The following is a 12,403-nucleotide window of genomic DNA, read 5'->3' as shown; positions in this document are numbered from 1 at the left end:
CATCCGTCTCCATTTCAAGGGATGGAGCATGATGTCGTCCGAAAACCGCTTCGCCGTTTTCGTCTTCACGTTCTAGCGACCGATCGCAAGGTCCGCGCAAGACTGGCGTCCTACTCTTTGGGCACATGCCCGGAGATTCCCATGGAGCCTGTTTCCCTTTTCGATCTCGCCGCCAAGCAAGCGCAGTGGCTGTCGGTACGTCAGTCGGCGGTCGCCGGCAACATCGCCAATGCCAACACGCCGGGCTACACGGCAAACGACGTCGAGCCGTTCGAGAAGGTGCTCGACCGCACCGCGGTGTCGCTCCAGATCACCGAGCCCGGTCATCTCGCCACTGCGGCGACCAATGCCGGCTTCTCCATCAAGCCGCAGGAAGACGACGGCGTGGTCATGCCCTCCAAGAACACGGTCGTGCTTGAAGACCAGCTTCTCAAGGCCGGCGAGGTGCGCCGCTCCTTCGAACTCAACACGGCCATCGTCAAGGCATTCCACTCAATGATGATGATGGCGGTGAAGAGCTGACCATGGACGCACTGACCGCAGCCCTCAAAGTCGCAGCATCAGGCCTCGGCGCTCAGTCCGAGCGCCTGCGCGTGGTTTCGGAGAACCTCGCGAACGCCCAGTCGACAGGAACCACGCCGGGCGCCGACCCGTATCGCCGCAAGACCATCAGCTTCGTCTCCGAACTCGACCGGGCCTCCGGCAGCTCGACGGTGGAGGTGAATTCGATCGACCGCGACCCGAGCAATTTTCCCGTCGAATTCCAGCCCGGCAACGAGGCCGCCGACGACAAGGGCTACGTCAAGATGCCCAACGTGAACGTGCTGATCGAGATGGCCGACATGACCGAAGCCAACCGCTCCTACGAGGCCAACCTGCAAGTCGTGAAGCAGGCGCGTGATCTCATTTCAATGACCATCGACCTGATGAGGAACCAATGATCGTCAACGGCATCGGCGCGCTTAACCTGAAGCCTGGGCTGGGCGATACAGCCACCGATCTGCTGCAGGGTGGCGTTGCGCCGGCGGCATCGGGCAACCTTGGCACCTCCTTCGCCGAAGCGGTGAGCCAGGCTGCCTCCAAGACCGTCAGCACCATGCAGAATGCCGAGCAGGTGTCGATGCAGGCGCTCAAGGGCGACGCCGACACCCGCCAGGTGGTCGATGCCGTGATGAGCGCCCAGCAGGCGCTGCAGACCGCCGTCGCCATCCGCGACAAGGTGGTCTCGGCCTATCTCGAAGTCAGTCGCATGGGCATCTGAGGAGCAGGCCATGAAAGCACTCGCCATCGCCGCCACCGGCATGAATGCCCAGCAGACCAATCTGGAAGTCATCGCCAACAACATCGCCAACATCAACACCACCGGCTACAAGCGCGCGCGCGCCGAATTCTCCGACCTGCTCTACCAGGTCGATCGCACGCAAGGCGTCCCCAACCGCTCCAATGCCTCGCTGGTGCCGGAAGGCGTTTCGATCGGTCTCGGCGTCAAGACGACCGCCGTGCGCAACGTCCACACCCAGGGTGAACTGACCAGCACCGGCAACAGCTTCGACATGGCGCTCACCGGCAGGGGCTGGTTCCAGATCGAAGGCGCCGATGGCGGTACGCTCTATACCCGGGCCGGCGCCTTCAACACCAACGCCACCGGCCAGCTGGTGACGGTGGACGGCGCCAGTGTCATTCCGGCCATCACCGTGCCGACTGATGCGGTCGAAGTCATCGTCAACAAGACCGGCCAGGTCTTCGCCCGCATCGACGGCCAGACCGACCTGCAGAACCTCGGCCAGCTCCAGATCGTCAACTTCGCCAACGAGGCGGGCCTCGCGCCGCTCGGCGACAATCTCTTCCAGGAGACAACGGCTTCCGGCCCGGCCAATGTCGGCGTGCCCGGCGATCCCGGCTTCGCCACCATCCAGCAAGGCTATCTCGAGGCCTCCAATGTCGACCCGGTCAAGGAGATCACGGAACTGATCTCGGCGCAGCGCGCCTATGAAATGAACTCCAAGGTCATCCAGGCCGCCGACGACATGGCCTCCGTCGTCTCCAAGAACATCAGGTAACGGATGATGGCCATGCCGATCTCCTGCTCCGCATTCCGTCGCGCCGCGCTCGCCCTTGCGCTGGTGGCCTGCGGCATGCCGGCTTTCGCCCAGGACTCGGCCAACCAGATCGTCAGCAACCAACCTGCTGGCGAGGTCGTGCTGATCCCCAACCGGGTCATCTATCCCGGCGAGACCATCGAACTCGCCGCCCTGAAGCAGGTCACCCTCATCCCCGGCAAGCACAAGCCCGATGCTGTTGCGACCCGTTCCGAGGAACTGCAGGGCAAGATCGCCAAGCGCACGCTGCTGCCCGGCCGCTACATTCCTTCAGCCGCCGTCCGTGAGGCCTGGCTGGTCGAGCAGGGTGCCGCCGTGCAGGTCTTCTTCGTCGCCGGCGGGCTGACGATCACGGCCACCGCCGTGACCTTGCAGCCGGGTTCGGCGGGCGACTTCATCAAGGTCCGCAACAGCGACAGCGGCAAGATTCTCTCGGGCACGGTGATGGCCGACGGCACCATCCAGGTCGGCGCTTCATGATGCGCCCGCTTGCCCTTCTGATTGCGGCCACGCTCGGTCTGCAGCCGGCACTAGCCGATGGCCTGACGCCCAGGGCCAAGCGCGAACTCGCCGCCAGGAATGGCGGTGTCTACGACGATCCCGAATATGATCCCGCCACCACCACGCGCATGTTCCGCGTTTCGCCCGGACCAAGCTCGCTGCCGCCTGGCCAGGTCGCCTCGCGCATCAAGGATATCGCGCAGCTGCAGAGTTCGCGCGACAACCAGCTCGTCGGCTACGGCCTCGTCATCGGGCTCGCCGGATCCGGCGACAGCCTGCGCAACTCGCCGTTCACCGAACAGTCGATCCGCGCCATGCTCGAAAATCTCGGCATCGCCACCGAAGGCGGCAGCGCACGCGCCAAGAATGTCGCCGCCGTCATCGTCACCGCCAACATGCCGCCCTATGTGCAGTCCGGCGCCCGCATCGACATCGACGTCTCCTCGATGGGCGACGCTACCTCGCTTGCCGGCGGCACGCTGATCATGACGCCGCTGAAGGCGGCGGACGGGGAGATCTACGCCGTCGGCCAGGGCGCGGTCATCGTTTCCGGTTTCACCGCTCAAGGCCAGGCCGAGCAGTTGACGCAAGGCGTACCGACCGCCGGCCGCGTGCCGAACGGGGCCATAATCGAGCGGCAGGTGAAGGCCGAGTTCGATGACCAGTCGACGCTGACACTGCAATTGCGCAATCCCGATTTTTCGACCGCCATCCGCATCGCCGACGCGATCAACGACTACACCGCCCAGCGCTTCGGCATGCGCGTGGCGGCAGAGCGCGATTCCCGCACCGTGCAGATTAGGCGGCCGAAGAGCGTTTCGGCGGCCCGCTTCTATGCCGAGATCGAAAACCTGGTGGTCGAGTCCGACACGCCGGCCCGCGTCGTCATCGACGAGCGCACCGGTACCATCGTCATCGGCAACGACGTCAAGATCTCACGTGTCGCCATCAGCCACGGCACGCTGACGGTGCGCATTACGGAAGCGCCGCGCGTCGTGCAGCCCGAACCCTTCTCCAAGGGCGAAACCGCCGTCGAACCGTTCACAGCCATCGATGCCACCCGGCCCAACGCCCGCGTCGCCGTGCTCGACGGGCCCGACCTGCAAACTCTCGTTTCCGGCCTCAACCGTCTCGGCGTCAAGCCGGACGGCATCATTGCCATCTTGCAAGGCATCAAGTCGGCCGGCGCCTTGCAAGCCGATCTGGTTCTCCAATAGCGATGTCGATGATCACCTCCCTCTCATCCCATCAAGGACGCCCTCCCCGCGCAATCTTGTTCGCGGCCACGGTCCTCGCGGCCATGTCCATTTCGAGCAGCGGCGCACGCGGCGAGGATGTCGTTCGTCAGATTCTGCCCGGAGCGCAGCCCGCGGTCGCACCGCAGCAACTGACACGAGAAAAGGCGCCGGACCAGAGCGAGATCGAGCGCTTCTGCTCCAACATCGCCGACGCCGCGCGCGACCGCCGCTATGCCTTGCAGGCGGAAGAGTTAAAACAGCTGCAGGCAGGCATCGACGAGCGCATGAAGGCGCTGGACGCAAAAAAAGCCGAATACGAAACCTGGTTGAAGCGGCGCGAGGTGTTTCTGGCCCGGGCCGAGGACGGCGTCGTCAAGATCTATGCCGGCATGAAGCCCGATGCCGCGGCCGAACGCCTGGCGATCGTCAACGCGGACCTCGCCGCGGCCATCCTGATGAAGCTCGATTCACGCAAGGCGGGTGTCATCCTCAACGAAATGGACCAGAAGGCGGCGGCGACGCTCACCGGCATCATGGCCAGCGCAGCCCGGAGGGTAGATCCGTCATGATCCGCAGAATGCTCATCCTGTGCGCGGCGGCAGCCTTGTCCGGCTGCGCAACCAATTTCAAGGAAATCGGTAGGGAGCCATCGCTGTCGCCGGTCGGTTCGGGCATCGGCGGCGACGGGGCAGCACCCTACAGCTATCCTCAGCCGCCCGCCGCTCCGGTCAAGAAGTTCTCTTTGTGGGACGACCGCCAGAGCCGGCTGTTCACCGATCCCAGGGCGCTGCGCGAAGGCGACATCCTGACCGTCAGGATCAAGCTCAACGACAAGGCCAACTTCAAGAACCAGAACGACCGGAGCCGCACCGCCGCACGCAAGCTGGGTTATGACGTCACGCTCGGATGGGAAGGCAACAGCACCAGCGGCAAGGGCGACGCCGGCTTGAGTTCCAGCACCGAAACCAATGCCGACGGCGAAATCAAGCGCTCCGAAAACCTGGAGCTCAACGTCGCCGCCGTCGTCACCGAGGTCCTGCCCAACGGCAATTTGATGATCAGGGGTTCCCAGGAAGTGCGCGTCAACTACGAGCTCAGGGTGCTCACCATCGCCGGCATGGTGCGCCCGTCGGACATCGGCGCGGAAAACACCATCTCCTATGAACGCATCGCCGAGGCGCGCATCTCCTATGGCGGCCGTGGCCGCGTCAGCGAGGTCCAGCAGCCGGCTTATGGCCAGCAGGTTCTCGACCAGGTTCTTCCGTTCTAGGCGTTGGAGAGCGCGGCACCATGACCAATGTCGATCAGGTTCAGCCTCGCAAGGGTCCTTCCCTTGCCGTGCAGGGCGCCATGCTGCTCGTGGTGACGGCCGCCGCCATCGGCATGGGCTGGATGTCGGGCGGCTATCTCAAGGGCGTCGGCGCGCCATCGTCGGTGCCAGTCGCGCCTGAAAACGAGGGCAAGGTACCCCAGCCCGAAGCCACGCAACAAGCTGGCACGGGGCCGACGCTCGTCGCGCTGGCGCCGATCACCACCAACATCGCCTCGCCCACGGACACTTGGATCAGGATGGAAGTGTCCGTGGTCTACGACGCTCCGCAGCCGCCGGCGATGGCGGAGGACGTCCAGCAGGATCTTCTGGCCTTCGTGCGTACCCTCAAGATGCACCAGATCGAAGGAGCCAGCGGCTACCAGCATCTGAAGGCCGATCTCGACGAACGCGCCTCGATCCGCAGTCAGGGGCACGTCAAACAGGTTCTCGTCAGGACATTGCTGCTCGAATGAGAAAATTCCTTCTTGCCGCGGCACTGATTGGCGCCGCCACCTCCGTCGCGGCGGCCCAGCAACTGGACCTTGGCGGCATCGGCAAGGCCGATGGCGCCACCGTCGGCTACATCATCCAGATGTTCGGCCTGCTCACCGTGCTGTCGGTGGCGCCGGGGCTGCTGATCATGGTGACCAGCTTCACCCGCTTCGTCATCGCCTTCTCTATCCTGCGTGCCGGCATTGGCCTGCAATCGACGCCGGCGAACCTCATCCTCATTTCGCTGTCGCTGTTCATGACCTTCTATGTCATGGCGCCGACCTTCGATCAGGCGTGGAACACCGGCGTCAAGCCGTTGATGGACAACCAGATCAGCCAGACAGAGGCCTTCGAGAAGATTTCCGATCCGTTCCGCACCTTCATGCTGCACAATGTGCGCGACAAGGATTTCGACCTTTTCGCGGACCTCGCCCGCGAACGTGGCCAGGTCGTTGCGAAGGAGACGGTCGACCTGCGCATCCTGGTGCCTGCCTTCATGATCTCCGAGATCCGGCGCGGCTTCGAGATCGGCTTCCTGATCGTGCTGCCATTCCTGGTCATCGACTTGATCGTGGCCACCATCACCATGGCGATGGGCATGATGATGCTGCCGCCCACGGTCGTGTCGTTGCCGTTCAAGATCCTGTTCTTTGTCCTGATCGACGGCTGGAACCTGCTCGTCGGCAGCCTGGTGCGCTCCTTCACCTGACCGTGCGCGCTCGACATCGGGTATGGCCTGCCTGCGGAATTGGGCAGCGCGCCGCGTCATCGAATTCCTCCGAATTATTTTCGATTAACCGTCCAGTTTAGTCCTTTGGTAGGGACTCGCCGCCATAGTCGCTCGCAGATGGCGGGTGACCCAAACGCAACGGTCATTGGCATGATGCCGCTCCGTCATACCGGACAAACCGGTATGCAAAAAACACCCTGTAAAACAAGGTACGAGTAGCCATGGCCAGTATCATGACCAACGCCTCGGCGTTGACCGCTCTGCAGAGCTTGAACGCCACCCAGAAGAACCTCGACACCACCCAGGCCCGCATCTCGACGGGTTATCGCGTCTCCCAGGCGTCGGACAACGCCGCCTACTGGTCGATCGCCACCACGATGCGCTCGGACAACTCGGCGATGTCCACCGTTTCGGACGCGCTCGGCCTCGGCGCCTCGAAGGTCGACACCGCCTACACCGGCATGGACAGCGCGATCACGACCATCAACCAGATCCAGCAGAAGCTGACCGCATCCTACGGCCAGACGGACGCTTCCAAGGAAAAGACCCAGGTCGAAATCGCCGCTCTTCAGAAGCAGCTGAAAGCCTATGCCGATGGCGCCACCTTCTCCGGCACCAACATGCTCTCGGTCAACAGCGGCGCCACCGCCACGACCGCGGCCGACGTCAAGATCGTTTCGGCCTTCAACCGCAGCGCCACCGGCGCGGTTTCGATCTCGACGATCGACGTCAACGTGGAAAGCATCAAGCTGTATGAAGCCGGCACTGCTGCCGGCGTGACGAAGGGTATCCTCGACGCCGACCGCCTCGGTACCGATGGCAGCGTCGCGGCCGCGGCCTCGAACCCGACCCTGGGCGCTGCCGCGGCGGCCACCGACACTTATTCGGTCGCCAGCCTGAAGATCTTCTCGGGCACCACCGCTGCGAGCGACACCCAGATCCAGGCTATGATGAACGTCGTCGATGCCGCGCTGAAGGGCATGACCAACGCTGCCACCAAGCTCGGCGCCGCCAAGAGCTCCATCGACCTGCAGAAGACCTTCACCTCGAGCCTGATGGACTCCATCGATCGCGGCGTCGGCCAGCTCGTCGATGCCGACATGAACAAGGAATCGACCCGCCTCCAGGCCCTGCAGGTTCAGCAGCAGCTCGGCGTCCAGGCGCTGTCGATCGCCAACGGCTCGTCGCAGTCGATCCTGTCGCTCTTCCGCGGCTGATCCCTCTCGACGGATCAAACCAGGCAAACGGGCCGCGCCAAAAGCGCGGCCCGTTTTGCGTTTGCTCCAGCCCCGCGCAACCCTCGTTTCTTAACCCTCGAAAGCTGGCTTTTAACAGGCCGTTAACCATAACGCGCTAGTCATGGTTAACCAATGACTTACAACGGATTGCCGAATCGGCCCGATCGGGTGACGGTAATCCACGAGCGGGTCGAGCGGCTCGCGAGGGCAACGCCGGTTTGAGAAAGACCGGTCTGGAAAAAGGAGCGAGTTTCTTGGCGAGCATCATGACGAACGCCGCGGCGTTGACCGCACTTCAAAGCCTTAACGCCACCAACAAATCGCTCGAGCAAACGCAGTCCCGAATCTCCACGGGCTACAGGGTCTCCGAGGCCTCCGACAACGCCGCCTACTGGTCGATCGCCACGACGATGCGCTCCGACAACCAGGCGCTGTCGACAGTCCAGGACGCGCTCGGCCTGGGCGCTTCGAAAGTCGACACTGCCTATACCGGCATGAACAATGCGCTGGATACGATCGGCAAGATCAAGACCAAGTTGCTTTCGACCATTGGCCAGACGGGTGCCGCCAAGGCAAAGACGCAGACTGAAATCACCGCGCTCCAGGCGCAGATGAAGTCCTTTGCCGATGCCGCCACCTTTTCGGGCTCGAATTATCTTTCGGTAACGTCGACGCAGGTCGCCGCCGCCAATGATGGCGTCCAGGCCGACGCCAAGATCGTGTCGTCCTTCAATCGCTCATCGTCGGGCGCCATCTCGCTCGGGACGATCGACATCGATGTCGAGAGCACCAAGCTGTTCGATTCCGGTCTCTCCACCGCCGTCAAGAACCAGGGCACGCTTGACCGCCAGACCTCGGTCTATTCCACGGCGGCCGCCCAGGACCTGTATGATACCGCTTATGCGGCCGCAATCGCCGGCGGCGGCACGGATATTGCCGCCAACACCGCCGGCCAGACCGCGGCCGGGGCGGTGGTTCCCAGGATCGACAATGTTTCCGCATACAACCTCGATATCACCGCGGCCGGCGTGACCGACGACATCATCACCCAGATGGTCGGCAAGATCGACAAGGTCATGAGCCAGTTGACCGACTCCGCCACCATTCTCGGTGCGGCCAAGAGCTCCATCGACCTGCAGAAGACCTTCACGCAGAGCCTGATGGACTCGATCGATCGCGGCGTCGGCCAGCTCGTCGATGCCGACATGAACAAGGAATCGACCCGCCTCCAGGCGCTCCAGGTTCAGCAGCAGCTCGGCATCCAGTCGCTGTCGATCGCCAACAGCTCCTCGCAGTCGATCCTGTCGCTGTTCAAGAACGGCTAACCTTGGCCTAGCTGACGGATACTTCGAAATTCACGGGCCGCGCCGCAAGCGCGGCCCGATTTCATTTTCGCACAAGCTTCGGGAGCTAGTGTTCCGGCGGACAGTCATGCTGGGAGTCGCTCAATCGTGCCGGAACAGATCCAGAGCATCATCTCGAATCTCCGCGGCTTTGGTGTCAGGCGCCTGGCCATGCTGGCGGGCATCGCCGTCCTGGTGATGGGCGTCATCGGCATTGCCTCGGTTTACCTCAACCGCCCGGCCTACGACACGCTCTATGTCGGGCTCGATCGCTCCGACGTGAACCAGATCGGCCTGGTGCTGGGCGAGGCCGGCATCGGCTTCGACGTCGGCGCCGACGGAACCTCCGTGCTGGTTCCGGCCGGCACCACGGCGCAGGCGCGCATGCTGCTTGCCGAAAAGGGTCTGCCGACCAGCGCCAATGCCGGCTACGAATTGTTCGACAATGTCGGCGCGATGGGCCTCACCTCCTTCATGCAGCAGATCACCCGGGTGCGCGCGCTCGAAGGCGAGATCGCCCGCACCATCCAGTCGATATCGGGCATCAAGGCGGCGCGCGTCCACATCGTCATGTCCGAGCGCGCCAATTTTCGTCGCGACGAACAGCAGCCCTCCGCGTCGGTCGTCATCCGCTACGCCGGCATCGACGCGGAGAAGAGCGCCATGTCGATCCGCCATCTCGTCGCCGCCGCAGTCCCTGGCCTGTCGGCCGACAAGGTGACGGTGCTCGATTCCAACGGCAATCTGCTGGCCGCGGGCGATGATCCATCCAACACCAGTGCCGCTCGCACGCTCGGCGTCGAGCAGACCGTGGAGGCGCAGATCGGCGACAACATTCGCCGCGCGCTCACGCCCTATCTCGGGCCCGACAATTTCCGCGCCAGCGTAAAAGCTGATGTCAACACCGACACCCGCCAGACCGAAGAGACGATCTTCGATCCGGAGTCCCGTGTCGAGCGCTCGGTGCAATCGGTGCGCGCCAACGAGAACAGCAACCAGAAACAGGCCTCGACCCCGGCCAGCGTCGAGCAGAACCTGCCGGAGACCCAGGCGACCAGCACCGAAGGTCCGCAGACCTCCTCGGCCAACGACCGCAAGGAGGAGATCACCAACTACGAGATCAACTCCAAGAAGATCGCCACCGTCTCCAATGGCTACAGCGTCACCAAGATGTCAATCGCCGTCGTCGTCAACCAGGACCGGCTGAAGACGATCCTGGGCAAGGACGCGACACCGGACCAGATCGCCAAGCGCGTCGCCGAAATCCAGAAGATGGTAAGCTCCGCCACCGGCTTCGACGACAAGCGCGGCGACGTCATCGACGTCTCGGCGGTCGAGTTCATCGACGGGCTGGACGGCGAGGCGGTGCCACAGGCGGGAATGCTCGATTCCATCGGCCAGCATGCCGGCACGCTGATCAATGCCGGCGCCTTCATCGTGGTGGTGTTCCTGGTCGCCTTCTTCGGCCTGCGGCCGATGGCGGCCGCGCTGACGGCAAAGGCGACGCCCGCTATAGCAGGCCCCAATTTCGATGAGGTCCAGCGCTCCCTGCCCACTCCGGAGGCAGCCGCTTCCGCCGATGCGGGTGCCGCCATTGGTGCTCTGCCCGGCACGCGCGCCGGCGCCACCCCGCTCGACGATCTGCGCCAGAAGATCAGGCCGGCCCCGCAGGAGCGGCTTGCCCGCATGGTCGACATCAACGAGGAACGCACCGCGCAGATCCTGCGCAAATGGGCGGCCCAGGAAGTCGCGGCGTAGACCATGCCCTCCGCAGCCCTCTTTGATCTTCTCCCGGATTTCGGCACGCGCGCGCAACGCGCCAGCCAGCCGCAGGCCACCGCCGAGAATAAGCCCGAGGCGGCAGCACCGACGGCCGATATCGGCACGCTGATCGCCGAAGCCGTTGCCCAGGCGGAGGCGGCGCTCGGCGAACGGCTTGCCGCGGCCCATGAAGCGGCGCTGCAAGCGGAACGCCAGGCAAATGCCGAGGAAGCGAAGGCCTTTCTCGACAGTTTCGGCGGCGATGTCGGCAAGGCGGTCTCGTCGCGCATCGACGCCATGGAGGCGCGCGTGACGGATCTTGTCGCCGCCACGGTCGCCCGCATCATCGGCGGCGTTGTCAGCGACGATCTGCGGAAGCGCTCGCTCGAAGCGCTCGCCGGCGCGATCCGCGAAGCCGTTGGCGATGGCGAAGCGGTGCGCATCGCCGTTCGCGGGCCGCTCTCGCTGTTCGAAACGCTGAAGGCGTCGCTTGGGTCACGCGCCGCAAACCTCGACTTCATCGAGGCGCCCGGCTTCGACCTGATGATCACCATCGAAGAGGCCGTGTTCGAGACGCGCATGGCCGAATGGTCGGTAACCCTGTCCGAGGTCCTGTCATGAGCGTCGCCGAAGCCGATCATGGCAGGCACGAGATCATAATCGTGCGGCGCGGCCATGACGACCACGACGAAGGTCATCATGGCGGCGTCTGGAAGATCGCCTTCGCCGACTTCATGACCGCGATGATGTGCTTCTTCCTGGTCATGTGGCTGATCAATGCCGCCAACGAACAGACCAAGACGGCCGTCGCCAGCTATTTCAACCCCGTCAAGCTGGTCGACCGCGAGTCGAGCCGCAAGGGCCTTAAGGATCTCGGCAATGGACCGCGCACGGCCGGGCCGACGGCCGACGACCCGCAGGAAGCGACCACCAAGGCTGGACAGGACGGCACCGGCGCCGCGGGCTCGTCCAATCGCAAACAGGAGCAGGAGCCGCAGCAGTCGCAACAGTCCGACGAGCATCTTTTCGCCGACCCCTATGCGGTGCTTTCGGAGATCGCCACGGATACCGGCGTCATGCAGAATGTCAGCCAGAAGGGCGATGGCGGCGCGCAGAATTCCGGCCCGGCGACGGGCGCCTCGGGTGGCGCGTCCTACCGCGATCCTTTCGAGCCGGACTTCTGGTCGCAGCAGGTCGCCGCGCCCGGCGCCGAGGCGAGTGCCCAGCGCCCCAGGGTCGAGGGCGATCCGCTCAAGCCCGGCGACAAGGCTGCCGAGACACAGATCGCCAAGGTCAAGGCCGTGCCGCCGGCGCCGCCGATCAAGGATGCGCCACTGGAGCCCCTAGCCGGGGACGGCAAGGACGCCGCGGCGACAATGGCCAAGACTGCTGATGCCAAGGCCAGGGATACCAAGGCCGAGGCTGGAGACAGCAAGGCCGCGGATGTGGCCAAGGCGGACACGGCCGCAGCGAAGCAGGAGGCCGCAAAATCCGAGACGGACAAGGCTCCGACCGCCGCCGCGCTGAAGGCCGCCGCCGACGTCAAGCAGCAGCTGGCCGATGCCTTCAAGCCCGGCGACAAGCTGCATGACGGCGTCTCGGTGGAAGCCACCGAGAAGGGTGTCGTCATCTCCATCACCGATCAGCTCGACTTTGGCATGTTCGAGGTCGGCTCGGCGGTGCCGCGCC

15 protein-coding genes are annotated in these 12,403 nt (G+C 64.2%); all 15 read left to right on the top strand.

Translation table 11 applies throughout. The features are described 5' to 3' along the window. Positions 1–141 precede the first annotated feature (141 nt). Positions 142–522, top strand: coding sequence for a flagellar basal body rod protein FlgB (gene flgB / locus LB555_RS26385; RefSeq protein WP_224684128.1), 381 nt, complete (start codon positions 142–144; stop codon positions 520–522). Positions 523–524: 2 nt separating this feature from the next. Further along, a complete protein-coding gene (gene flgC / locus LB555_RS26380; RefSeq protein WP_015315914.1) occupies positions 525–941 on the top strand; it encodes a flagellar basal body rod protein FlgC in 417 nt (138 codons plus the stop codon). Beyond that, positions 938–1,261 carry a flagellar hook-basal body complex protein FliE gene (locus LB555_RS26375; protein WP_181166333.1) on the top strand — a complete coding sequence of 108 codons (324 nt, stop codon included), beginning with the start codon at positions 938–940 and terminating at the stop codon, positions 1,259–1,261. Before flgC ends, LB555_RS26375 begins: the two co-directional genes overlap by 4 nt. 10 nt (positions 1,262–1,271) lie before the next feature. Further along, positions 1,272–2,060, top strand: a complete 789-nt coding sequence (gene flgG / locus LB555_RS26370) for a flagellar basal-body rod protein FlgG (protein ID WP_015315912.1) — start codon at positions 1,272–1,274, stop codon at positions 2,058–2,060. 6 nt (positions 2,061–2,066) lie between these two features. Then, positions 2,067–2,579 (top strand): flagellar basal body P-ring formation chaperone FlgA, encoded by a 513-nt coding sequence (flgA, locus tag LB555_RS26365; protein ID WP_181177821.1) that lies wholly within the window; start codon positions 2,067–2,069, stop codon positions 2,577–2,579. After that, a complete protein-coding gene (locus LB555_RS26360; protein ID WP_224684127.1) occupies positions 2,576–3,817 on the top strand; it encodes a flagellar basal body P-ring protein FlgI in 1,242 nt (413 codons plus the stop codon). The genes flgA and LB555_RS26360 overlap by 4 nt, the downstream gene beginning before the upstream one ends. Positions 3,818–3,819: 2 nt before the next feature. After that, positions 3,820–4,407 carry a MotE family protein gene (locus LB555_RS26355; RefSeq protein WP_411970795.1) on the top strand — a complete coding sequence of 196 codons (588 nt, stop codon included), beginning with the start codon at positions 3,820–3,822 and terminating at the stop codon, positions 4,405–4,407. Next, positions 4,404–5,108, top strand: coding sequence for a flagellar basal body L-ring protein FlgH (gene flgH, locus LB555_RS26350; RefSeq protein WP_015315908.1), 705 nt, complete (start codon positions 4,404–4,406; stop codon positions 5,106–5,108). Before LB555_RS26355 ends, flgH begins: the two co-directional genes overlap by 4 nt. Positions 5,109–5,128: 20 nt before the next feature. Continuing rightward, positions 5,129–5,623, top strand: a complete 495-nt coding sequence (locus LB555_RS26345) for a flagellar basal body-associated FliL family protein (RefSeq protein WP_224684126.1) — start codon at positions 5,129–5,131, stop codon at positions 5,621–5,623. Continuing rightward, entirely contained in the window at positions 5,620–6,351 is a 732-nt protein-coding gene (gene fliP, locus LB555_RS26340) for a flagellar type III secretion system pore protein FliP (RefSeq protein WP_015315906.1), read from the top strand. The genes LB555_RS26345 and fliP overlap by 4 nt, the downstream gene beginning before the upstream one ends. 242 nt (positions 6,352–6,593) lie before the next feature. Further along, positions 6,594–7,589, top strand: a complete 996-nt coding sequence (locus LB555_RS26335) for a flagellin (protein ID WP_015315905.1) — start codon at positions 6,594–6,596, stop codon at positions 7,587–7,589. 275 nt (positions 7,590–7,864) lie between these two features. Then, positions 7,865–8,935 (top strand): flagellin, encoded by a 1,071-nt coding sequence (locus LB555_RS26330; protein ID WP_015315904.1) that lies wholly within the window; start codon positions 7,865–7,867, stop codon positions 8,933–8,935. A gap of 126 nt (positions 8,936–9,061) precedes the next feature. Beyond that, entirely contained in the window at positions 9,062–10,711 is a 1,650-nt protein-coding gene (gene fliF, locus LB555_RS26325) for a flagellar basal-body MS-ring/collar protein FliF (RefSeq protein WP_023781317.1), read from the top strand. 3 nt (positions 10,712–10,714) lie between these two features. Beyond that, the gene (locus tag LB555_RS26320; RefSeq protein WP_140789086.1) at positions 10,715–11,335 is read left to right on the top strand and encodes a hypothetical protein; all 621 of its coding nucleotides are present in this window, start codon (positions 10,715–10,717) and stop codon (positions 11,333–11,335) included. Next, a partial coding sequence (locus LB555_RS26315) for a MotB family protein (RefSeq protein ID WP_224684125.1) occupies positions 11,332–12,403 on the top strand: 1,072 nt, incomplete at its 3' end. The genes LB555_RS26320 and LB555_RS26315, both read left to right, overlap by 4 nt.

Origin of the sequence: Mesorhizobium sp. BR-1-1-10, from assembly GCF_020165595.1 — a bacterium.
Taxonomy (GTDB): Bacteria; Pseudomonadota; Alphaproteobacteria; order Rhizobiales; family Rhizobiaceae; genus Mesorhizobium; species Mesorhizobium australicum.
Note: the sequence above shows the minus strand (reverse complement) of the source record. Positions and strands in the feature narration are given on the sequence as shown.

What these genes read in the sequence shown, in the direction of transcription:
- flgA (WP_181177821.1), top strand. Translation starts at nt 2,067, where the DNA reads ATGGCCATGCCGATCTCCTGCTCCGCATTCCGTCGCGCCGCGCTCGCC.
- LB555_RS26375 (WP_181166333.1), top strand. Translation starts at nt 938, where the DNA reads ATGATCGTCAACGGCATCGGCGCGCTTAACCTGAAGCCTGGGCTGGGC.
- LB555_RS26345 (WP_224684126.1), top strand. Translation starts at nt 5,129, where the DNA reads ATGACCAATGTCGATCAGGTTCAGCCTCGCAAGGGTCCTTCCCTTGCC.
- LB555_RS26355 (WP_411970795.1), top strand. Translation starts at nt 3,820, where the DNA reads ATGTCGATGATCACCTCCCTCTCATCCCATCAAGGACGCCCTCCCCGC.
- LB555_RS26320 (WP_140789086.1), top strand. Translation starts at nt 10,715, where the DNA reads ATGCCCTCCGCAGCCCTCTTTGATCTTCTCCCGGATTTCGGCACGCGC.
- fliP (WP_015315906.1), top strand. Translation starts at nt 5,620, where the DNA reads ATGAGAAAATTCCTTCTTGCCGCGGCACTGATTGGCGCCGCCACCTCC.
- flgC (WP_015315914.1), top strand. Translation starts at nt 525, where the DNA reads ATGGACGCACTGACCGCAGCCCTCAAAGTCGCAGCATCAGGCCTCGGC.
- LB555_RS26335 (WP_015315905.1), top strand. Translation starts at nt 6,594, where the DNA reads ATGGCCAGTATCATGACCAACGCCTCGGCGTTGACCGCTCTGCAGAGC.
- flgG (WP_015315912.1), top strand. Translation starts at nt 1,272, where the DNA reads ATGAAAGCACTCGCCATCGCCGCCACCGGCATGAATGCCCAGCAGACC.
- flgH (WP_015315908.1), top strand. Translation starts at nt 4,404, where the DNA reads ATGATCCGCAGAATGCTCATCCTGTGCGCGGCGGCAGCCTTGTCCGGC.
- LB555_RS26360 (WP_224684127.1), top strand. Translation starts at nt 2,576, where the DNA reads ATGATGCGCCCGCTTGCCCTTCTGATTGCGGCCACGCTCGGTCTGCAG.
- flgB (WP_224684128.1), top strand. Translation starts at nt 142, where the DNA reads ATGGAGCCTGTTTCCCTTTTCGATCTCGCCGCCAAGCAAGCGCAGTGG.